33 protein-coding genes are annotated in these 20,059 nt (G+C 71.6%); 28 read left to right on the top strand and 5 right to left on the bottom strand.

Annotation, left to right across the window (positions count from 1 at the left end; translation table 11 throughout):
• Positions 1–87 precede the first annotated feature (87 nt).
• The 18 genes from ACFYXE_RS20160 to ACFYXE_RS20075 all read left to right on the top strand — a co-directional run bounded on the left by ACFYXE_RS20160 (position 88) and on the right by ACFYXE_RS20075 (position 12,180).
• Complete coding sequence (locus ACFYXE_RS20160; protein ID WP_389314148.1) at positions 88–2,631, top strand: phage/plasmid primase, P4 family; 2,544 nt, start codon at positions 88–90, stop codon at positions 2,629–2,631.
• 298 nt (positions 2,632–2,929) lie between these two features.
• Entirely contained in the window at positions 2,930–3,286 is a 357-nt protein-coding gene (locus ACFYXE_RS20155; RefSeq protein WP_389314146.1) for a hypothetical protein, read from the top strand.
• Complete coding sequence (locus tag ACFYXE_RS20150) at positions 3,283–3,789, top strand: hypothetical protein (RefSeq protein WP_389314144.1); 507 nt, start codon at positions 3,283–3,285, stop codon at positions 3,787–3,789. The genes ACFYXE_RS20155 and ACFYXE_RS20150 overlap by 4 nt, the downstream gene beginning before the upstream one ends.
• Complete coding sequence (locus ACFYXE_RS20145) at positions 3,786–4,577, top strand: hypothetical protein (protein ID WP_389314142.1); 792 nt, start codon at positions 3,786–3,788, stop codon at positions 4,575–4,577. Before ACFYXE_RS20150 ends, ACFYXE_RS20145 begins: the two co-directional genes overlap by 4 nt.
• Complete coding sequence (locus ACFYXE_RS20140; protein ID WP_389314140.1) at positions 4,574–4,783, top strand: hypothetical protein; 210 nt, start codon at positions 4,574–4,576, stop codon at positions 4,781–4,783. Before ACFYXE_RS20145 ends, ACFYXE_RS20140 begins: the two co-directional genes overlap by 4 nt.
• The gene (locus ACFYXE_RS20135) at positions 4,780–4,941 is read left to right on the top strand and encodes a hypothetical protein (protein ID WP_389314138.1); all 162 of its coding nucleotides are present in this window, start codon (positions 4,780–4,782) and stop codon (positions 4,939–4,941) included. The genes ACFYXE_RS20140 and ACFYXE_RS20135 overlap by 4 nt, the downstream gene beginning before the upstream one ends.
• Before the next feature lie 73 nt (positions 4,942–5,014).
• A complete protein-coding gene (locus ACFYXE_RS20130; RefSeq protein WP_389314136.1) occupies positions 5,015–5,818 on the top strand; it encodes a hypothetical protein in 804 nt (267 codons plus the stop codon).
• A gap of 30 nt (positions 5,819–5,848) precedes the next feature.
• Positions 5,849–6,262: a DUF4326 domain-containing protein gene (locus ACFYXE_RS20125; RefSeq protein WP_389314134.1), complete on the top strand. Its 414-nt coding sequence runs from the start codon at positions 5,849–5,851 to the stop codon at positions 6,260–6,262.
• Positions 6,263–6,299: 37 nt separating this feature from the next.
• Positions 6,300–7,262 carry a DNA-methyltransferase gene (locus ACFYXE_RS20120; RefSeq protein WP_389314132.1) on the top strand — a complete coding sequence of 321 codons (963 nt, stop codon included), beginning with the start codon at positions 6,300–6,302 and terminating at the stop codon, positions 7,260–7,262.
• 26 nt (positions 7,263–7,288) lie between these two features.
• Entirely contained in the window at positions 7,289–7,783 is a 495-nt protein-coding gene (locus ACFYXE_RS20115) for a hypothetical protein (protein WP_389314130.1), read from the top strand.
• A complete protein-coding gene (locus ACFYXE_RS20110) occupies positions 7,780–7,974 on the top strand; it encodes a hypothetical protein (RefSeq protein WP_389314129.1) in 195 nt (64 codons plus the stop codon). The genes ACFYXE_RS20115 and ACFYXE_RS20110 overlap by 4 nt, the downstream gene beginning before the upstream one ends.
• Positions 7,971–8,207, top strand: a complete 237-nt coding sequence (locus ACFYXE_RS20105; RefSeq protein ID WP_389314127.1) for a hypothetical protein — start codon at positions 7,971–7,973, stop codon at positions 8,205–8,207. Before ACFYXE_RS20110 ends, ACFYXE_RS20105 begins: the two co-directional genes overlap by 4 nt.
• A gap of 202 nt (positions 8,208–8,409) precedes the next feature.
• The gene (locus tag ACFYXE_RS20100) at positions 8,410–8,673 is read left to right on the top strand and encodes a hypothetical protein (RefSeq protein ID WP_389314125.1); all 264 of its coding nucleotides are present in this window, start codon (positions 8,410–8,412) and stop codon (positions 8,671–8,673) included.
• Complete coding sequence (locus tag ACFYXE_RS20095; protein ID WP_389314123.1) at positions 8,673–8,912, top strand: hypothetical protein; 240 nt, start codon at positions 8,673–8,675, stop codon at positions 8,910–8,912. The genes ACFYXE_RS20100 and ACFYXE_RS20095 overlap by 1 nt, the downstream gene beginning before the upstream one ends.
• A 166-nt stretch (positions 8,913–9,078) precedes the next feature.
• Positions 9,079–9,717: a hypothetical protein gene (locus ACFYXE_RS20090; protein WP_389314121.1), complete on the top strand. Its 639-nt coding sequence runs from the start codon at positions 9,079–9,081 to the stop codon at positions 9,715–9,717.
• 168 nt (positions 9,718–9,885) lie between these two features.
• On the top strand, positions 9,886–10,155 hold the full coding sequence (locus ACFYXE_RS20085) for a hypothetical protein (protein WP_389314119.1): 270 nt from the start codon (positions 9,886–9,888) through the stop codon (positions 10,153–10,155).
• Positions 10,152–10,346: a hypothetical protein gene (locus ACFYXE_RS20080; protein WP_389314118.1), complete on the top strand. Its 195-nt coding sequence runs from the start codon at positions 10,152–10,154 to the stop codon at positions 10,344–10,346. The genes ACFYXE_RS20085 and ACFYXE_RS20080 overlap by 4 nt, the downstream gene beginning before the upstream one ends.
• Positions 10,347–10,827: 481 nt before the next feature.
• Positions 10,828–12,180, top strand: a complete 1,353-nt coding sequence (locus ACFYXE_RS20075; protein WP_389314116.1) for a hypothetical protein — start codon at positions 10,828–10,830, stop codon at positions 12,178–12,180.
• A 42-nt stretch (positions 12,181–12,222) separates the two neighbouring features.
• On the opposite strand, the gene ACFYXE_RS20070 is transcribed toward ACFYXE_RS20075, so the two are convergent.
• The gene (locus ACFYXE_RS20070) at positions 12,223–12,666 is read right to left on the bottom strand and encodes a hypothetical protein (RefSeq protein ID WP_389314114.1); all 444 of its coding nucleotides are present in this window, start codon (positions 12,664–12,666) and stop codon (positions 12,223–12,225) included.
• A gap of 179 nt (positions 12,667–12,845) precedes the next feature.
• Here ACFYXE_RS20070 and ACFYXE_RS20065 point away from each other — a divergent pair, with 179 nt between their 5' ends.
• Entirely contained in the window at positions 12,846–13,235 is a 390-nt protein-coding gene (locus ACFYXE_RS20065; protein ID WP_389314112.1) for a hypothetical protein, read from the top strand.
• Here the strand turns inward: ACFYXE_RS20065 and ACFYXE_RS20060 are convergent, their stop codons facing one another.
• The 3 genes from ACFYXE_RS20060 to ACFYXE_RS20050 are packed head-to-tail and all read right to left on the bottom strand — an operon-like array spanning position 13,236 to position 14,110.
• On the bottom strand, positions 13,236–13,451 hold the full coding sequence (locus ACFYXE_RS20060) for a hypothetical protein (RefSeq protein ID WP_389314110.1): 216 nt from the start codon (positions 13,449–13,451) through the stop codon (positions 13,236–13,238).
• A gap of 23 nt (positions 13,452–13,474) precedes the next feature.
• Entirely contained in the window at positions 13,475–13,825 is a 351-nt protein-coding gene (locus ACFYXE_RS20055; RefSeq protein ID WP_389314108.1) for a DUF6233 domain-containing protein, read from the bottom strand.
• A gap of 42 nt (positions 13,826–13,867) precedes the next feature.
• Entirely contained in the window at positions 13,868–14,110 is a 243-nt protein-coding gene (locus ACFYXE_RS20050; RefSeq protein ID WP_389314106.1) for a hypothetical protein, read from the bottom strand.
• Positions 14,111–14,244: 134 nt separating this feature from the next.
• Here ACFYXE_RS20050 and ACFYXE_RS20045 point away from each other — a divergent pair, with 134 nt between their 5' ends.
• Positions 14,245–14,925: an HNH endonuclease family protein gene (locus ACFYXE_RS20045; RefSeq protein WP_389314104.1), complete on the top strand. Its 681-nt coding sequence runs from the start codon at positions 14,245–14,247 to the stop codon at positions 14,923–14,925.
• Positions 14,926–15,325: 400 nt separating this feature from the next.
• Here the strand turns inward: ACFYXE_RS20045 and ACFYXE_RS20040 are convergent, their stop codons facing one another.
• The gene (locus ACFYXE_RS20040) at positions 15,326–15,619 is read right to left on the bottom strand and encodes a helix-turn-helix domain-containing protein (RefSeq protein ID WP_389314102.1); all 294 of its coding nucleotides are present in this window, start codon (positions 15,617–15,619) and stop codon (positions 15,326–15,328) included.
• A gap of 166 nt (positions 15,620–15,785) precedes the next feature.
• Here ACFYXE_RS20040 and ACFYXE_RS20035 point away from each other — a divergent pair, with 166 nt between their 5' ends.
• The 8 genes from ACFYXE_RS20035 to ACFYXE_RS20000 all read left to right on the top strand — a co-directional run bounded on the left by ACFYXE_RS20035 (position 15,786) and on the right by ACFYXE_RS20000 (position 20,045).
• The gene (locus ACFYXE_RS20035) at positions 15,786–16,082 is read left to right on the top strand and encodes a hypothetical protein (protein WP_389314100.1); all 297 of its coding nucleotides are present in this window, start codon (positions 15,786–15,788) and stop codon (positions 16,080–16,082) included.
• Entirely contained in the window at positions 16,082–16,258 is a 177-nt protein-coding gene (locus ACFYXE_RS20030; RefSeq protein WP_389314098.1) for a hypothetical protein, read from the top strand. The genes ACFYXE_RS20035 and ACFYXE_RS20030 overlap by 1 nt, the downstream gene beginning before the upstream one ends.
• A gap of 57 nt (positions 16,259–16,315) precedes the next feature.
• Positions 16,316–17,122 (top strand): helix-turn-helix domain-containing protein, encoded by an 807-nt coding sequence (locus ACFYXE_RS20025; protein WP_389314096.1) that lies wholly within the window; start codon positions 16,316–16,318, stop codon positions 17,120–17,122.
• Between the two features lie 58 nt (positions 17,123–17,180).
• Positions 17,181–17,744 carry a hypothetical protein gene (locus ACFYXE_RS20020; RefSeq protein WP_389314094.1) on the top strand — a complete coding sequence of 188 codons (564 nt, stop codon included), beginning with the start codon at positions 17,181–17,183 and terminating at the stop codon, positions 17,742–17,744.
• Positions 17,741–18,253, top strand: coding sequence for a hypothetical protein (locus ACFYXE_RS20015; RefSeq protein WP_389314092.1), 513 nt, complete (start codon positions 17,741–17,743; stop codon positions 18,251–18,253). The genes ACFYXE_RS20020 and ACFYXE_RS20015 overlap by 4 nt, the downstream gene beginning before the upstream one ends.
• Positions 18,250–18,855 carry a hypothetical protein gene (locus tag ACFYXE_RS20010; protein ID WP_389314090.1) on the top strand — a complete coding sequence of 202 codons (606 nt, stop codon included), beginning with the start codon at positions 18,250–18,252 and terminating at the stop codon, positions 18,853–18,855. Before ACFYXE_RS20015 ends, ACFYXE_RS20010 begins: the two co-directional genes overlap by 4 nt.
• Positions 18,856–19,239: 384 nt before the next feature.
• Entirely contained in the window at positions 19,240–19,455 is a 216-nt protein-coding gene (locus ACFYXE_RS20005) for a hypothetical protein (protein ID WP_389314088.1), read from the top strand.
• 107 nt (positions 19,456–19,562) lie between these two features.
• Positions 19,563–20,045, top strand: coding sequence for a hypothetical protein (locus ACFYXE_RS20000; RefSeq protein WP_389314086.1), 483 nt, complete (start codon positions 19,563–19,565; stop codon positions 20,043–20,045).
• Positions 20,046–20,059: the final 14 nt, after the last annotated feature.

Here is a 20,059-nt window from a genome sequence, read left to right as displayed (position 1 = left end):
GTCCGCCGCCGGGCCCCCCCACACCCCCCGCCCGGCGGCGGACCACCCCCTCTTCCCTCACCCGCCTCGTCCCGAGGAGCACGCACCTTGAGCACGCCGCAGCAGGACACGCTGACCGCCGCTCTCGCCTGGCACGAGGCGGGCGCGAGCGTCGTCCGCGCGGCCGCAAACGGCACCAAGGCCCCCGCAGGACAGTGGAAGCAGGCGCAGTCCGACCGCGCCACCACCGAGCAGCTGCACACGTGGTTCGACGGCGGGCACCCCGGGCTCGGCATCATCCTCGGCGCCGTCAGCGGCGGCCTCGAAATGATCGAGTTCGAGGGCCGCGCCATCGACGAGAACGTGCACGACGCGTACGGGGAGATCGTCGAGGCGTCAGGGCTCGGCGACATCTGGAACGCGATCAAGCGCGGGTACTGCGAGCGCACCCCGTCCGGCGGCTACCACCTCATCTACCGCGTCGACGGCGGGTCCGTCCTGCCGAACACCAAGCTGGCCCGCCGCACCGCCGCCCCCGACGAACTCAACGGCCAGGAGCGCGCAGTCCTCGCCGAGAAGCCCGCCAAGGTGTTCTTCCGCGACCTGATCGAGACGCGCGGGGAGGGAGGCTTCGTCGTCACCGCCCCCAGCCACGGGCCCGTCCACGAGACCGGCCGCCCCTGGGAACTCGCCACCGGCGGCCCCGCCTCCATCGCCACCATCACCGCCGACGAGCGCGACGCCCTTCACACCATCGCCCGCATGCTCGACACCACCGCCTCATCCGAGGTGGCAAAACAAGAACCGGCCCACGCCGACGCAGTTCAGAGCACCGACCCGGCCGCCGCGTTCCTCTTCGGCAGCCCGCCGTCAGGGGACGGCGGGCTGTCCCCGCTCGACGACTTCGAGCAGCGCACCCCGTGGTCCGACATCCTCAAGCCGCACGGTTGGCAGCTCCTCTTCACCAGCGGGCACACCTCGTACTGGCGGCGCCCCGGCAAGAACGTCGGCGTCTCCGCCACCACGGGCAGGGACGCCGCGCGGGACCGCCTCTTCGTCTTCAGCTCCTCCACCGAGTTCGAGCAGGAGACCCCCTACACGAAACCCGGCGCCTACGCCCTCCTCGAACACGGCGGCGACCACTCCGCCGCCGCCCGCCATCTCCGCGCCCAGGGCTACGGACAGCGGCCCGAACCCGCCCGGCACCTCTCCGTCGTCCCGGCCCCAGCCGCACCCACCGACGGCACCGCCGCCCTCCACGTCGACGAACCCAGCCCGGCCACAGACAACGCGCGCTGGCCCGACACGTTCACCGACGACGGCAACGCCCTCCTGTTCGCCGACACCTTCCACACGCAGCTTCGCTACGTCCCGCAGCGTGGCTCCTGGCTCGTCTGGGACGGGCACCGGTGGGCGTGGGATGAGGACGGCCTCTCCATCGAGATGGCCCGCACGCTCGTCCGCAACCTTGACGTCACCGTCTTCGGCGACGACATGCGCAAGGCCGCGCGCAAGCACCGCAACACCAGCCTGAGCCGCAACAAGATCACAGCCCTGGTCGGTCTCGCCCAATCCGACCGGCGCCTTGCCGTCCCCGTCACCGCGCTCGACGCCGCCCCCCGCCACCTCAACACCCCCGGTGGCATCGTCGACCTGCGCACGGGCACCATCGCCCCCTCCGACCCGGCCGCCCTGCACACCCGCTCCACCCTCGTCGCACCCGACCCGGACCTGCCCACCCCGCGGTGGCTGCAGTTCCTCGCCGACACCTTCGGCGGCAACGCCGGCATGAGCTCGTTCGTCCAGCGCCTGGCCGGCTACTCCTCCTCGGCGGACACCGGCACCCACGTCTTCCCCTTCCTGCACGGCCCCGGCGGCAACGGCAAGTCCGTCCTCATGGACGTGCTGCGGCACCTGCTCGGCAACTATGCCGGGCCCGCCCCCGCCGGATTCCTCATGGCCGGACGGCAAGAGCACTCCGAAGAACTCGCCCGGCTGCAGGGCCTGCGCCTGGTCGTCGCCTCCGAGATCAACCCCGACGCCCGTTTCGACGAGGCCAAGCTCAAGGAACTCACCGGCGGCGACACCCTCACCGCCCGCTTCATGCACCAATCGTTCTTCGAGTTCGAGCCCACCCACCACCTGTGGCTGATGGGCAACCACCAGCCGCGCGTCAAGGCAGGCGGCGACAGCTTCTGGCGGCGCCTGCGCCTAGTGCCCTTCGACTACACCGTCCCCGAGTCGAAGAAGATCGAAGGCCTGGCCGACATCCTCACCGCTGAGGAAGGACCGGGCATCCTCGCCTGGATCATCGCCGGGGCCGTAGACCACTTCACCAACGGGCTCCGCGAGCCCGACTCCGTGAAGGCCGCCACCGCCGCCTACGCGGCCGAAGAGGACCACATCGGGCGCTTCCTCGAGGACTGCTGCGTCCGCGGCCCCGTCGCCCACGTGCGTACCGAGACAGGCCGCGTCCGCTCCACCTACGAAACGTGGTGCCACGGCGAGGGCGAAGACGCCATGGACGCCCGCACGTTCGGCCGGGAACTGAAGGCTCGCGGCATCGCCCGCAAGCCGTCGTCCGGCCGCTACTTCTACGCCGGCCTCGGCCTGCTCGCCGAGGGTGACGCCGACGAACCGCAGGGCTGGTGATCGAAGTGCCGTTGCGAGTGCCGTTGAGTGCCGTTGCAGTGCCGTTGAAAGTGCCGTTGCGGAACACCCGTTCTCGCAGGTCACGGCATTTTAGTGCCGTTAGTGCCGTTGAACTACGAGGTTGTACTCACACACGCACACGCGCGCACATGAAGTCGCCGTCATGTCGCACTTCAACGGCACTAACGGCACTTCGATCTTCAATCCCCGGTGCGACCTGCACATACGCCAGTGCCATCACAGGCGAACCCAACGGCACTCCAACGGCACTCGCAACGGCACTCCCGCTGGAACCGCCGTGACCGCCCGCCTCCGGCGCACCCTCGGCGACGTCGTCCAGGCGCGCATCGACGCCCACGCCGAAACCCCGCGCACCGGGCCGTGCCCCCGATGCGGCGCCGACATCATCACCGCCCGCACCCCCGACCGCGTCGCCGCCATCGACGTCCGCGCCGACCCCACCCCGCTCGACCCGGTCGCCGAGATCCTCGCCCGCCTCGACGGACGCCTCACCTGGTGCCTGGTCCGCGGCGAGCACACCGCCGACCGCATCCACTGGCGCGGCACCGAGCACACCCGCGCCGGCCGCTGCACCCACACCGTCCTCGCCGACCACCGCTGCCCGCCCCAACCCGTACAGGAGACCCTGCTGTGAGCCGATCGAAAGCCAAGGGCACCGCCGCCGAAACCGCCGTCGTCCGCTTCCTGCGCGAGGCCGGGTTCGTGCAGGCCGAGCGCCGCACCCTGGGCGGGGTGCAGGACCGCGGCGACATCGCCGGCATCCCGGGCGTCGTCATCGAGGTCAAGAACTGCGCCCGCGACCAGCTGCCCGCCTGGGTCGCCGAGGCCGAACGCGAACGCGACAACGACCACGCCACCCTCGGCGTCGTCTTTCACAAACGCCGCGGCACCACCAACCCGGGCGCCTGGTTCGTCACCATGTCCGGCGCCCAGTTCGCCGCCCTGCTCCGCGACCAGCAGGGGCTCCCCGCACCGGGGCCGGACCTCACCGACAGCGAGCGGCAGTTCCTCACATACGCCCTCGACCTCGCCTTCGACCGCATGGTGTCAGACGACGGCTTCACCGAGGACGACGACGCCGCCCTGGCCAAGTTCCGTGCCATGGTCGCCCCCGCCCAGCAGCGTGGTGCGGCATGAGCGAGCGCCCACACGGCTACGCCCGCTACCGGCTCGACGGCTGCCGCTGCTACACGTGCGCCGCAGCCCGCAGCCGCTACGACGAGAACCGCACCAAGGCCATCACCGCCGGAACCTGGCAGCCCTGGACCGACGCCGAACCCGTCCGCACCCACGTGCGGACCCTGCAGTCCTGCCAGATGGGCCTGCGCGCCATCGCGGCCGCCGCCAACATCGACCGCAAGCGCCTCCAGGCTCTGCTCGACGGAAGGTCCGAACGCGGCACCGGCCCCCAGGAGAAGCTCCGCCCCACGACCGCGGCCGCCATCCTGGCCGTCGAGCCCACCCTGGAGAACCTCGCCCCGTCCACACTCATCACCCCGATCGGCACACGTCGCCGCGCCCACGCCCTCGTCGCCGGCGGCTGGCCGCACCAGCGCCTCGCCGACGAGTTCGGCATGCTCCTCGGCAACTTCTGGTCCATGCTCAACCGCCCCACCGTGCAGGCACGCCGGGCCCTGACGATGCGCACCGTGTACGACGAGCTGTGGCTCACCGACCCTGCGCAGCGAGGAGTCCGGGCCGCCAGCATCACCCGCTCACGCCGCCATGCCGCGGCCAACGGATGGGCCCCCGTCGGCGCATGGGACGCGGACACCATCGATGACCCGTCCGCCTTCCCCGAGTGGACCGGCGTGTGCGGCACCCCACAGGGGGCGGGCGTACACCACCGCATCGGCGTCCCAGTCTGCGCGCCGTGCCGCACCGCCCGCGCCGCCGCCCGCGCGGAACGGCGGGCCGCAGCATGAGCGAGCAGCCCGCCCGCGTCCAGGGCATCCAGCCCGGCCTCCAGGCCCGCCGCCTCGACCGCGACCAGACCCCGGTCGCCGACTGGCTTTGCGCCTGCGGCCACCACGAGCGCGCCACCGGCGGCATCGCCGTCGGGATGCTGCTCGCCAGCGTCCGCGTCGGCCACTGCCCCCACCACCCGGTCGACACAGGAGCCGCCGCATGATCCCCGACGCCGTCACCGCCGTCATCGCGGCCGTCATGACCCGCCACCCCGCCGCCTCCCCCGAGGTCCTCGCCCGCCTGGTCGTCGCCGAACTCCGCACGCTCGGCTGGCACATCACCCCCAAGCCCCACCCGCCCGTCCACCAGACCGCCGCCTGAGCTCATCCGGATACGGGCCCGCCCACACACAACCCAGCCACCCCAACCCGCCCACAACCTCTCGGAGATCACGATGTACCCGACCCTCTTCACCACCCCCGGCGTCGCGAAGTTCGCCGAGGAGATCGACGCCGAACGCCAGCGGCAGATCGCGAAGTTCGGGGAGCAGCACCACCCCGACGGCACCGGCGCCGAGTACTACGTCGGCATGGCCGACGAAGCCCGCCAGGACGTCGAACGATTCGTAGCCCAGCACAGCGGCCCCCAGTGGGCGCTCGTCCTCCTGGAGGAGGTGTACGAGGCCCTCGCCGAGTCGGACCCGGCCCGCCTGCGTGCCGAGCTGGTCCAGGTCGCGGCGGTGTGTGCGGCGTGGGTCGCCGACATCGACAGCCGCACGCCGGCCACCGAGGAGCGGCATGTCGTGGCGGACAGCTCGGCGGACCCGGAGCACACGGACGACTGCCCCGGCTGCGTCACCGCGGCCGCCGAGCAGCCTGCGGCGCAAACCGAGGGCGAGCAGCCCACACCGGACTCTGTCCCGCGTACCGAGCGCGCGCTCTGGGTGGACATCGCCAACGCCCTCAACGCGGCGGTCGACGCCGGGATGCCCGTCGGCATCGACCTCGACGGCACCCTCACCGACCGCAACGCATGGTCGGTCGTCTGGGATGCACCGTCTGGGCGGTGGGCGGTCGCCGGATACGACGGGGACGTCGAGGAGCAGCCGGCGTGCGCGAAGTGCCGGACCCCGTTCGACCCCGCCGACACCCGGTTCGACGGCCGCGCCCGGCACTACGACACCCCGTACTGCCGCGGCTGCGTCGACCGCTGTCACGACAACGAGATCGCCGATCACCGCTGCGTCATCTGCGCCTGACCCGCCCGCCCGACACCACCAGGAGCAGCCATGTCCGACCCGACCCGAATCCAGCGCCGCCGCACTAAGGGCTGGCGCAAGCCCGCCCGCGCCGTCTACGTCGGCCGCGGCAGCAAGTGGGGCAACCCCTGCACCCAGGTCCGCTACCCCGCCCTCGACGGCTCCGAGTGGGAGCGCGAAGGCCGCCTCGGCAAGACGTCCGGACAACGGCACGCCTTCGTCCACCCCGACACGACGATCACCTCGCACCTGGTGCAGAACGCCACCCGCGAGCAGGCCGTCGCGATGTTCCGCGACTGGATCGCCGACCGGCCGAGCCTCGTCGAGGCGGCGCGTACCGAGCTCGCCGGCCGCGACCTCATGTGCTGGTGCCCGCTCGACGAGCCGTGTCACGCGGACGTGCTGCTCGCCGTCGCGAACGACGCCGTCCTCCCCACGCCCTGAGCCGTCCTGCCCGTCCCGACACCACCAGGAGACCCACATGCCGCCGCCCTACTACCAGGACGCTCACGTGACGCTGCTCCTCGGCGACGCGCTCCACGTCCTGCGCACGCTGCCCGATACCTCGGTCGACTGCATCGTCACCAGCCCTCCGTACTTCGGCCTACGCGACTACGGCACGCCCGGCCAGTACGGGCTGGAGGCGACGCCGGCGGAGTACGTCGCCACGATGCGCGCCCTGTTCGCCGAGGCGCGCCGTGTGCTGGCCGAGGACGGGACGCTGTGGCTCAACCTCGGCGACAGCTACGCCTATCCGCCCGGCTCCACCCACAACCAGGGCCAGACCGGGCAGCGGCGCGACTGCACGTTCACCGCCGAGACGATCCGCGGCACCACGGCGCTGCCCACGAAGAACCTGATCGGTGTCCCGTGGCGTACCGCGTTCGCGCTTCAGGACGACGGGTGGATCCTCCGCAACGAGGTCATCTGGTACAAGCACAACGCCATGCCCGAGTCGGTCACCGACCGGCTGTCGTCGCGGCACGAGCACCTGTTCCTCCTGACGAAGGCCTCGAGGTACTGGTTCGATCTCGACGCCATCCGCGAGCCGCACACCATGCGCCCCCAGCGCAGGCCTCGAGGGCACAAGGAGCGGCAGCGCCTCGGCGTGCTGCCCGCGCAGACGCATTCCACCTCGCAGCGAGACGAGCCCGGCGTCGACGGCCACCCGCTCGGCCGGAACCCCGGTGACGTCTGGGACATCACCACGAAGCCGTACCCCGCCGCGCACTTCGCCGTGTTCCCCATCGAGTTGCCGCTCCGCTGCATCACGGCCGGCTGCAAGCCCGGCGGCACCGTCCTCGACCCGTTCTCCGGCAGCGGCACGACCGGCGCCGCGGCCCGGCAGCTCGGCCGCCGGTACATCGGCATCGACCTCAACCCCGCCTATCACGACCTGGCCCGCGACCGGTTCGCGCAGGGCGTGCTCGACCTCGGCGCCTGACCCGCCCGACACCACGAAGGAGCACCATGCCCGACCGCCAGTTCACCCGCGAGGAGCTCGCCGCCTACGACGCCAGCCGCACCGCCGCGCCAACCCCGCCCACCGACCAGAACCTCCGCGACCGCATCGCCCGCGCGCTGGCCGAGGTCACCGTGGGGCACACAGCGTTCGTCACGGTCGATGTGGAGGCGGAGTACCCGCGTGCCGACGCGGTCCTGGCCGTCCTCCCCGAGAGCCGCCGTGCGTTCGACCCGCAAGCAGGCCTACAACGCCTCGCCGACGATCTCACCCGCGGCGACCAGCCGACCGACGGGACCGAGGCGCCGGCGCGACTGCTGTTCTGGGAGCCGTCCGACGGCGGCTCGTACCACGACGGCCGGATCACCATCCCCGTCGCCGAGGGCGCCAGCTTCACCGCCACGGCACCCGTCGGCGACCTGGTCCTCCAGCTGCCGGCGGCGCGGGCTCTCTGGTCCCAGCTGGCCAGCCTGATGAACGACGCCGCGGAGGAGCAGCCGTGACGGCCCGCCGCTGTACGCGCGGGCACTTCATCCCCGCCACCGCCGACACCACCACCTGCCAGTGCGTCCTCACCCCACGCCGCCACCGCCGCCGGCACCCGTACGACCTCAGCCCCGACCTCATCGGCCAAGGCCTGGCCCGACGCGGCAAGCCCATCCGCACCATCGCGATCAGCGGGAGGTACCTGTGACCCGCCCCACCGCCCCCGTGCACATCTACCTGTCCACCGGCTGCGTCCACGGCGACACCGTCCTCCCCGACGGCCGCACCGGACACGAGTACTGCCAGACCGAGGCGCAGCGCTACGACGGCACGGTGAAGAAGGCCGCCTCGTGCAAGGTCTGCCGCGCGCCCTGCATCTGCTCCTGCCACACCGGCCAGGAGACCGCGGGCGGGCACGAGCACATCGCGGAGCCGACGTGATCGGCGTCGTCGCGTACGTCCTCCTCGTCGTCGCCACCACGGGCCTCCCGTTCGCGCACTGGGCACACCTGCCCCCACTGCCCCGCCGTGCCCGCCAGGCGCTCGCCTCCCGGCCTCGCAGGGGTTCGCGCGCCTCCGCGGACATCCGAATCCCTCTGCGCCCCGTAGACGGGCGCACAGCCACTCAGCCGCAGGAGAACCGATGACCAACGTCCCCGTCCCGGCAAGCAGGATCCACGCCGAACTGGTCGACCCCGGCCCCGGCGAACACCTCTGGACCATCCTCACCATGCACCGCGTCAGCCACGACATGATCCAGCGCCTCAACAACGGGATCCCCCTGAACCCCGAGCACCTCGACCACGAGAACCTCCTCACCGTCGAAGGACCCGGCTGCTTCAAGTGCGAACAGCCCCACAGCCGCTACCTCGCGCACCGCAAGTGCACCGGATCCATGGAGGGCTGATGACGCGCCAGTTGCTGTACGCCCACGCCCTCACCGCAGCCGCCATCCTCCTCGCAGCGGCCGGCGTCTTCACCGCGGTCGTCACCGTCTGGTGGATGGCGATCTTCGGCCTGTACGGCGCCGCGTTCTTCGCCTGGTGCGCCCGCCGCGAGTACGCCATCAACCGCTACCGGCGAGCCGAGCAGCTCTTCGGCCCCGCCCGCACGACCACCAGCCCACACCAGGACGGCGCACCGTGACCGGGCCGAGCAGCGCACCCCGGGGCGAGCACACGCCCGCCCCGGGCGCTACCTGGCAGGCCCAACTCGGCCGCGTCGAGCAGCTCGTCGACGACGACGCCCCGACACCCCGGCCCAACCGGGCCACCCGACGCGCCCTAGCGCGCGCAGCACGGAAGAAGAACCGATGACGATCACGTGCGGCCTGTGTGAGCGCGCCCTGGAGGACGGCTACCTGTGCCCCGGCTGCGCCCGCGGCCTCGCCGAGCGCCTCGACCGCGCACCCCGCTGGTACGACGCGCTGGCCGCGTTCCTGCAGCCAGCCGCCACCGGCCCCGCCGTCGGCACCCGCACCCGCGTCGAAGCCCCCCTCCCGCTCGCCGAGGCCCCGCTCACCCTGCGCGGCCCCGGCGGCATCGTCGCCGTCCTGGAGGACTGGCGGGACGCCATGCAGGCCGACCGCGGCTGGGGCACCCCGGTGCGCGCGGGCGACACCGCCCGCCGCGTCCGCGTCGCCGCCCGCGCCCTCTCGATCAACGTCGAATGGATCGCGTCCTCATGGCCCGCTGCGGGCGACCTCGCCGCCGAGATCCGCGACCTCGAACGCGCCGTCCGATCGATCGTCGCGCCGGTCGACCCGGCCGACCGCCTCATCCGGATGGGCCCCTGCCCCACCCCGCTGGACGGCGACGGCGCCCGTTGCGGCGCCGTCCTCACCCGGCGTCCCGGCGAGGGCACCGTGTCGTGCCGCTGGTGCGGCACCACCTGGCCGCCCGCCCGCGTCCTCGCCCTCGCACGCGCCCAGCAGGACGCCGTACCCACCTGACGCCCACGGCGATGAGGACCGGGCCCCGCTCGCGCACTGCACGGGGTGCGGGCGGGTCTGGACAGAGGTCGGTCTTTCCGCCGCCTGACGTCGTTCGGATGTCAGTACCGAGTTATAGGGTTCACACCCGGCAGTCCCACCAAGGATTCCGCCAAACACGGGGGCTTAATGTCAGGTGATCATGAGCGTCTGTGCTCCGGACTCGAAGCATTGACGGTCTATACCTCAGGTGACCCCGAACTGGTCAACCAGTACTTCGCCGACCGCAGACGAGACGGAAGCTACGGCGAACTCGCCGACGGTGCGCTGTCGTTCGGTGCTGTCCTGCTGAAGGAGTTGTCCGTTCTGACAGGGAAAGCCGAGGCCGAAGTCTTGCAAGACTTCGCTCGCGCCATAAACCGGCACGAGCTCGGTAGCGGAGAAGAGGAGCCTTCATGACCTACGCAGATAACCCCAAGCGCCTCGCTCGGCTTTTGCGTGATCTCGCCCAAGCTCTCGAAGACGCGGGCGTTCATCCGTCCGGAGCGACCGAAGCTCGGCACTTGATGGACGACGCCCTCCGTGCTGCTCGCGAGCTGGATCCGCAGCAGGGCACGCCAGGCAAGGGGCGAGTCATCGTCGGACCCTGACGCGCTGTGATCAGCTAGCGCACCCGGCGAGCAGCACGACAAGCGGCTCCCCGCACGCGGAGTAGACGATCCAGTACCGCCCCTGCGGCACGGCGTCGCCCCCGGGGAGCCCGAGCCGTGTTCGCGCCCGTCGGCCGCTCGCCGATGCCCGCTGCACGTACGCCGCGCTGCGCGCGCCGGCCGAGGGCTGCGGTCGGCAGGTCGTCAAGTACACATCGGCGCCGGAGGACTCCGCCGCGGTGTAGTCGTCCGAGGGTGCGCGGCCCGCCTCCCCGCCAGGAGGGGCGGGCCTGCCCTCCTATGCGTCAGAAGCGTCCTGTCCTGAAAGGTCGTTGACACCACTTTCACCTGAATGATCATGTGGTGGTCGACTTCGATCACGGTCGGTGACAGACCGGCCACGACTTTACGGGGACAGATGCAGACATCACCTCGCACACCCTTACTGCGCAGACGCTGGCCCGCGGTCTCGATCGCCGCAGTGCTGATATCGGTGGCGCTCCCGGCCTCCTCCCAGGCGCTCGACGAGCCCGCCCCGGAGATGACGGTCACCACCACCGTCGGCCCGATCGGCGCCCCCATGCCGACACTTGGAGACCTCAAGCAGCACACCACCGCACCGCCTGCCACGTCGGAGGAGCTGACGCAGCCCCGCGCCGCCCTGGAGACCCTTGGTCCCGCAGGCCGGTGGGCGCCGAAGTCGAAGACCCCGTCCTCGACCGCGCCCCCGCCCAAGTCCAGTGGCCTGGCCCGGCAGGCTGCGGCGGCCCCCTACCCGGACCCGCCGCGGACCATGAGCAAGGAAGAATGCCTCGAGGGCCTGCGGACGCATGATGCGTTCTACATCAAGTCCCGCTTCGCGGTCTGTTCAGGCGCCACCCTGACCTCGGTCTGGTCCATCAACAACCGGGAAACCGGTACGAGCCAGGTGGCCTTCCTGGCGGTGGGTACCATCGCCAAGGGAAGCCGGACCGTGAACATCCGCCACCACTACCGGTTCGAGGCCGTCGGAACGACCGGGGCGCCCAAGATGATCCTCACGCCGAAGCTGACCCTGCCCCAGACGTGGCCGGCCAGCGCGCGGATCAGCCAGGGCGGCGACCTCCCGACCGGAAAGAGCTGGCAGACCCTCGCCGCGCAGGCGGATCCGGGGTTCTCCCACAACCTGACCGGCAAGTCCGGTACGGGCTCAGGCCGTGATGACGCTCTGTTCACCATCTTCCAGCCCGACCTCAAGGTGAAGTACCCCTCCGGCTGGGACGTGAAGGGGGCGACGGGCGCCAAGCCGTTCTTCCTGGCCCCGCGCTGGGACAAGGCGAGCTACCTGGCCGGAGCCACGGCCGATGGCGGAGCCTCGTTCAGCTACGCGGTGGCCATGCCGTTCAGCACCAAGGTCGGAGCCAAGGAGCGGCTGGCGGCCCAGCACATCAAGGACGCCTACACCACGCCGAAGAAGACCGAGCCGGTGAACACCAAGAAGGACATCCCTGGCCTCACCGCCAGCCGTCCTCTCACCCGCCTCTTTCACGACAAGGCCCGCCGCAAGGCCAACCGCGATGAGGCGATCAAGGCGTGCAAGGCCAAGTGGGGGGCCGGCTACGCGGAGGGCGGGAAGAAGGAGTGCGACGAGTTCCCCTTCTCCGCAACCTACGAGGGTGGCGCTCAGGCGCTGAAGAAGTACGACCCGCAAGGCAAGGCGCCCAAGAAGAACTTCTCCGCCCGGCCCATCCCCAAGGCGGACAACGGGGCAGGCGGGAGCATTGTGAGCGGTTTCTACTCCAAGAACCGCATCATCGACGGGTCCGATGACGGATTCATGATCAAGGTGTCCTGACCTTCCCCCCTGTGGACAGAGGGCGTCTGTCCACAGGGGGGATCACACGGGCCAGAATTGAAGCAAGAAGCGCTCCACTCCCTCCGGCACGCCCTGTTGGGCGAGGGTCGTGACCTCTTCCTGCCCCACCACGTGAGCCCGCAGCCGCCACCGCAGGCCTGCGGCACCAAGTTCAATCGCGTGCTCGTCCGGCCCGCCAGCCGTGTGGAACCACAGATGCCCCGAGGGGGAGTCCAGCTCCGCCTCCCCCGTCGCCTCCCACGGTGTGCTCTGATCAGCCTCAGGCGGGGAGTCCCAGATTTCGACCGCGAACGCGGCCGTATGCGTGTGCCCCCCCGACCTGATGTCCACCCGCCCGTCTTCTCCTGTAATGAGCCCCTGCTCATCTTTAGACCAGGCGTCGATGATGTCCTCTTCGGCGTCCTGCAACCAGAGCAGGTACCGCTCAATCAGGACGCCGAACTCCTCACGACGTACCAACGCCACGTGACCTCTCCTTCTGCTCGCCTCATTGCCACGCCGACGCTATACGGGATGCGATCACTGCGGCAGTCGATGCAAGGCCAACTCGCCCCGCCGCATCGGTCGGTCGAGGTTCCCAACCGTGCCGGTTGTTGGGCTGAGCCGCGCGCAGGCGGGCAGCCGCAGGCCCTAATCTCACGCCCATGGCAACGGACGATTTACACGACGCCGAGCTGTGGCCCGTCCCACCGGCTTGGCTGCTGGCATGCGACCAGTGCACCCTCCTGTACCAGCGCATGACCGTGATGCGGGACGCGGTCGCGGAGGCCGAGCTCACCACGCTGCCCGGCGTGGATCACGACCCGTTCGACTCCGGGCTCTCCGCGCAGCTCGCCCTCGGCCAGCACATGGCCCGCGAGCACGCCGAACTCCTCCCCGACTTTGAGCCTGGATGCCCACGGTGCACGACGTGCCGGGAGGATCTTGGGCGGCCCGCCATGTCGGACGGGAGTATCGGCTGGGCAGTCACGGCGGCGGCGGAGCACCGGGCGCGGCACCTCATCGTGCCGTCCGCGATGACCGCGCGGCTCTGATCAGGCCGCCTCGTAGTGGTGTGCTCGCCCGCCCCGCCACGTCACCCATGCCGGGTCGTCGAGCAGCTGCTCCGCGTCGTCCAGCCCGGCCCTGCGCAGGAACTCGATCACGTCCGCGTCCGAGTGGGCCAGGCCAAGGATGTGTCCGCGCGCGACCACCCGCCGGCCGCCCGTGCGAGACGGCGGGTGGACGACTATCGGAGCTGCTGACGCCATACCTCCAGAGTGCGCCTGGCCGGTCAGTCCAGCACTCCGAGCAAAGTGTCCGGGCGGCAGTGCGGGCACGCCGTGGCCTGGCCCTCGACGAGCACCTGCCGCGCCTGATCCGCCGTGAGGCCGCGGGTGTGCTTGCCCGCCATGTGGCAGCCGCCCTCGTGCACGTAGATCGCGGGCCGCCCGGAGCCGCCCTCGATCAGCCAGGCCGGGGCCGGCGGCCGGGCTGCGGCGCCGCGCGCCCGCTCGGCCTCGCGCCGCTCCTCGTCCGTAATCCACCGGTCGATCTCCGCGAGGGCGCGCTCGGATTGCTGTACGACGACGCGGCGGGCGAAGCGCAGCTGATCGAGGCGGCTAAGCGGAGCAGGATCGTTCACATGTTCGAGTGTAGGCCGATGGCCTGCACCAGGTCGGACGGGCTACTCCACCGGGTCCTCGTCGGCATGCCGGACGGCCTTCTTCGCGGCCATCTCCACGAGGCGCCGCGGCTGCCCGGTCCCCCGTGCGTGGACCGTCACGGCCGCCTGGAATGCCTCCGCCGCCGCGGCCCACCTGCGCCACTGCGCGGCGTACTCCTCGGCGTCGAGGCCCGCGAGCGCGGCCCGCGCCTCCTCGGAGGATCGTTCCAGCATGATCAGTTCGTCAGTGATGTCGGCAGCCACGACCGGATCCTAGACGCGGCTCGCGCCGATCTGACTTACCGCTCGCGCGGGTGACACGAACGCCATACCCGGCACGTCGGCTCAGAGCACTTCGCTACGAAGATCACGACCATTCGCGATCTTCGAGGAGCCCCGTGCCCACCATCACCCGAACCGCCATCCTGCTCGCCGCCACAGCAGCACTCGCCTTCCCGGTCACCACCGCCCACGCCGCACCCGGCAAGGCCCCGGAGCCCGGGCGGACGGTCGTACAGTCCCTCCAGGCCGCACTCAAGGCACTCACGATCCAGGACGAGGATCGCACCGGGTACAAGCGCGACAAGTTCAAGCACTGGGTCGACACCGACAAGGACGGCTGCTCGACGCGCAACGAGGTCCTGCTCGACGAAGCACTCATCGCCCCCCAGCAGGGCGAGAAGTGCAAGCTCACCGGGGGCCGGTGGTACTCCGAGTACGACGACCAGTACATCGACGGCCCCTCCGGCCTCGACATCGACCACCGCGTCCCGCTCGCCGAGAGCTGGGACTCCGGAGCCAAGGCATGGACCGCGGCTGAGCGCCAGGAGTACGCCAACGATCTCGGAGACAGCCGGTCGCTGATTGCCGTCTCCGCCAAGTCGAACCGCTCCAAGAGCGATCAGGACCCAGCTACGTGGATGCCGCCGACCGAAGGCGACCGGTGCACGTACATCGCCGAATGGGTAGCGGTGAAGACGCGGTGGGGTCTGTCCATCGACCCGAGCGAAGAGTCCGCCCTCTCCGAGAACGCGACGCGCTGCCCGAACACCCCGGTCAGGGTGCAGCTCGCCCGGTAGTCCGAACCCAGCGATGAGCCCCCGCCTCGACCCGCGAGGCAGGGGCGTCCGGCGGCCTACCGGGACGCCGTGGCCCGCCTCGCGGCACGGGCGTCCGGGTACGCCACCCGCACGTCACGCCACGACCCGGCATCCCAGGCGATCGCCACCGGCGTGCCAGCCAGAGGGAACCGCGGGCAGTACACGCCGTCCCACTGCTCCCTGAAGTGCTGCCACGCATCACCGGACTCTGTGGCCCCGAGATGGCACGGCTGGCCGCAGGAACCACAGACGCGCACCTCACCCGCGTACTCGCGGATCGACTCCATCGGATATCCCCTTCCCGTCGGTCGAGTGCTGGACCCTACGGACCGCAGGGCCGCGACGCGCTGCGAACTCCCGAACGAGTGAAGGGCGCCCGTCACTCCTCCGCATCCCCCTTCGGACGCGTGGTCCCCGAGCCCTTGTAGCCGCGGAACACCGCCTGCACCGTGCTGAGCGTGATGTCCAGACGCGCTGCGATCTGCCGATACGAGAGGCCTTCCTCGTCGCGCAGCTGACGGATCACCGCGTCTCGCTCACGGGACCACAGTTTGTTGCGCTCGGCCTGGGCGGCCATGACCCGGCTCTTCGCCTTGACCCGCTGCTCCAGGTCCGCGATCTGCTCGACCGCGTCAAGGGCATCCGCCACGCGGCGCACCTCCTCGTCGCTCATCCCGGCCCTTTCTTCCGATGGGCCGCTTGCGCCGCACTGTAGGGGACCCCTACAGTGCCGAGCAAGCAGCACGTGCTGCTGATGCACAAAGCCCCCGGCCCGGAGTCGCCACTCCATTGGGCCGGGGGCGGACCCACCCCGAAGCGATCAAAGGAGCAGGTCCGCCATGGAGCGTACCCAGACCCTCGCCCGGCCGAGCCTCCCCACCGGCCCCTCCCTCTCCAGCCAGCTGCTGACCGCGGCCGCCGACCACCTCGCCGAGCACCACCCCACCGACCCGCTCACCGGCCCCGGCTGGTCCCGCGCCCTCTGCGCCGCCACCATCACCACCCTGTGCGCCCTGCCCGCGCCCGTCGCCAACGCGGCCGCCGCCCGCGCGGTCCTCGCGCTCCCCGACAGCGAGCTCGGCATCACCCGCGGCGAGTACGCCATCCGCCTCCGCGCCGCCGCCCGGACCCTGTGATGGCCAGCCCCCAGCCCGACGACACCGGGCCCGAGACGACCGAGGCCGAGCGCGTCGCCGAGCTCCACCGCCAGGCGGACGCCGACTACGCCCACGCGCAGGACCCCCGCACCCGGGCCGAGGCCGCCGCGCAGCTCGCCATCACCCGCGCCAACGCCAGCGCCGCCGGCCACTGACCGGCCGGGCCCGGACCCCACGCCGGGCCCGGCCACCTCGCTACCTGGAGCAGCACCGTGAAGACCCGCCTGTCTCACCTGCGTCACCGGTTCACGTCCCGCCTGCGACGCACCTCTCCTCCCGCGTCCCACCGCGTCCCATGGTGGGTCCGCTGGTTCACCAACGCGGGACGCCCCATCGTCGCCGTCGTCGTGCTCATCATGTGCGCGCCCGGCGAGCACCACCTCGCCGTCCTCGCCGGATGGGACGCCCGTCTCGCCTGGGGCATGGCCGCCGTCCTCGCCGCCTACGCCGGCATCGCCGCGTCCGTCGCCTCAAACCGGCCCGCAGGCGCGCCCGGCAAGCGGTCGGCGGTGGTCGGCGCCTGCGTCTCGCTCGGCGCAGCGATGGCCGCGCAGCCCGTCTCACACGCCTTCGTCACCGGGCATCTGTCCAGCTCACCCCGCACACCCCTGTGGCTCGTGATCGTCGTCTCGTGCGTCCCGCCCCTTGTGTTCGGCCACCTGCTCCATCTCGCCGCCACCCCGGCCGCCCCCGCCGCTGAGACGCCTGTCGGGCCGCCCGTCTCACCCTCCGTCGAGCCGCCCGCCATCAGCGTCCCGACCACGACCGTCTGGGCTCAGGCCGTACCGCCGCGCGCCCGGCTGCTCCCGATCGTCGCGCGAGACGACGAGACGGACAGGCGCGCATCTGAGACGCACCACTTCCTCACCACGAGCGACGTGGCCAAGCGGTACGGCATCAGCGTCTCAACCGTCCGCACCTGGAAGGACCGCAAGAAGATCACGCCCGCGTTCGTCGACCCGACCCGCGGCGCCATGTACGACCCCGACACGCTGCCGTCCGCAGCCGCGGTCGGGTGAGCCGCATATCCCTCGGCGCCGTCGTCTGCGCCCCGGCCATCCCGATCGAGGCCCTCCTATGACCGACCGACCGATCATCCCCACGCGGATCATCCCCGCCAGCACACCCCTGCCCGACCGGCCGCCCGCCCCCGGCGAAGCACCGCCCTGGCACTCCGCCCCCGCGCCCGTCGCGCCGCCGCCTCCGCCCACCGCGCCCGCCCCCGTGCCGCACTACCCGGACCCGCCCCACGCGGTCGAGGTCCACCACGTCCACGACATCGTCCTCACCTGGGCCGAGCCCGAGCCCGACCCGCCGCTGTGGACCCGCGCCTGGGACTGGCTGTGGGAACGCCTGGTCACCTGGCGCATGCTCGTCGCCGTCCTCGTCGCCCTCGCGCCGTGGATCGGCGGGCAAAGCCCGGTCGGCCTGTGGTCGCACACCGTCCACCAGGCTCGCACCGAGGCCGGCATCACCGCGGCGTACATCATCGCCACCGTCGCGGTCGCCGCCGCCTGGTCCCTCGACCACCACACCGGCCGCGCGATCCCCCGGGCCCTCCTCGTCACCGCGACCGTCGGCGCCGTCGGCGTCCTCGACTGGTGGGACCCGATCCAGCTCCTGACCGGGGTGAGCCGATGACCGGGACCACCACGCTCACGCTCGGCGGCCTCCTCGCCGCCCTCATCATCTTGAGCGCCAACCTCCACCCGTGGTGGACCGGCAGTCGCGAGATGAAGCAGCTCAGCAGCTTCGGTAAGGGCTTCGCGGGCGCCGCATGCGCGGCCGCCTGCCCCGGCGGTCTCCTCGGCTGGGTCCACACCCGCACCGGCACCGTCGCCAACGGCGCGGGCGAGCGCACTGGCGCCGTCGCCGCCGGGGCCACGACCACCCAGGGCGTCACCCGCGGACAGCTCGTAGGGCTCGGCGCCACCGGCGCCGTCGTCGCCGTGCTGGTGGTCTTCCTCGTCGGGCTCTCCTACAAGACCGCCGGAAAGAAGGACAAGAAGCGCATCGTGGGCGGGGCGTTCGTCGGCTCCGTCCTGCTGCTCACCGCAGGCGTGGCCGGTGCTCTGTCCTGGCTGCCGGACGTACTCGACGTGGCAGGCGACGCCCTCGTCGACGCAGCCGAGGGGGTCGGCGTCCTGTGAACCGCACCCGCCGCACCGCTACCCGGCTCGCCCACGGCTCCACCACCCTGACCCGCCGCCTGGCCGCGCGCACTGCCGCGTGGGTGGCCCGCGGCCGCCGCCCGGACCTGACCGGCTGGCGCGCTCTGCTCGGCTGCTGGGCCCGCATCGCGCTCCTCGCCTTCGGCGCGTACCTGCTGTGGCGGCTGCTGCGCGCCCTGCCCGCCCTGATGTGGCTCCTCACCACGGGCTGGCTGGCCGCCTCGTGGCGGGCCGGGCGGGAGGTGGCCGAGCAGTCCTCCGCCGAGGCCCCCGCGGCGCCCCCCGCGGCGCCCTCCGGGGAGGCCCTCCGCGAGCTCCTGCTGACCCTCATGGGCAGCGACTCCGCGGTGCACCTCTCCACCGTCCTCGACCACCTCCAGCAGCGGCCCGACACAGCAGCCCTCACAGCCTCCTGGCAGGTGTCCGATCTGCGCGCCCAGCTGGAGGCCGCAGGCATCCCCGTGCACCTCAAGGTGAAGGCCGGCGGGCGGGGCCCGACCAGGGGCGTCCGCCGGGTGGATCTGGCCCCTTCCCCGGGTGCCACCAAGGAGACGTCTACCGCGACGTCTACCGCCGCCTGACCTGCACGTCTACCGCATCGTCTACCGCCATCTACCGGGGATCTCCCCGGCCATCTACCCCGGGGCGGCCGCCCGCCTGGCAGCTGACCGGCCGCCCCGGTCCCATCCCGATCACACGAGACAGGACCACCACCATGCCACTGCCCAAGGACATGCCCATCCGCGATCCCGAGCGAGTCCCCGACTCCAACCGCCACGCCACCGACTACCGCTCGTCGCAAGGCGGTTGGGTGAAGGATGCAGACAAGCCCGTTCCCGGAGCACGGAAGGGCTGACGCTGCCACAGTGAGGTTCGCACCGGGTAACGCCCGGCATGAAGCGCCGCCGCGCCCCCCAGTCGCGGCGGGGCCGTCGGCTGTCACACGCAGAGAGAAGGGACACCACGTGAACGACCAGGACAGCGAACTCGGGTACGACCCCGACTTCTACACCGACCAGCTCGCGGCCGAGACCGAGCACGACGACCCGGCCGACGACCCGCTTCACCGCTCCGCCATGAGCGGCATGTCCGAGGAGACTGCGGCGGCCGTGCAAGGTGAGATGGCCCGCCGCGAGGCAGCCGGCCTTCCGGCCGTGCCGGAGATGCACTGGGAGGACTGACCCCTCGGTACCGGGCCCGCCGCGCTGGCGGGGCCTTCGCCATTCCCGCCCCCACCGTCCCCGCGCGCCGCTACGCTCCTGGCCCTCACACACGCCTGGGGGGAACCATGCGCCGCACCACCACCGTCGTGCTCACCGCCGCCGTGCTCGCGCTCGCCGGCTGCTCAGACTCCGGGGACGACACCGACCACAAGGCCAAGGCCAAGAAGGCGAGCCCCACCAGCGCCGCCACGCCGAAGAAGCTCGACCCCGTCTGGAGCCCGAAGCTCGACGACGCCGCGGGCAAGGACGCCGAGGCCGTGAGCGCCTGCCAGATGCCGTCCAGCAACGCGTGCGCCCGCTACGTCGACGACATCATGGGCGTGACCGGCGGCCTGGAAGACGCGATCGACAAGTCCGGCCGGGCGTACCCGGCCACTACCAAGCAGATCAACAAGATGAAGGCCGCCGAGACGGAGTACACGGACAACGGCTGCCAGGGCGACCCCACGGCCGACGACCCCAACTCGCAGTGCCACGGCGTCGTGACGATCACCATCGGCGCGGCGACGCTGGGGATGACGCTGCTCACCGACGAGGCGGGCATGTAGCGGCATCATGGGGG

Source organism: Streptomyces sp. NPDC002564 (assembly GCF_042889645.1).
Classification (GTDB): domain Bacteria; phylum Actinomycetota; class Actinomycetes; order Streptomycetales; family Streptomycetaceae; genus Streptomyces.
The sequence above is the reverse complement of the archived record's forward strand: the minus strand, read 5'-3'. Positions and strand labels throughout refer to the sequence as shown.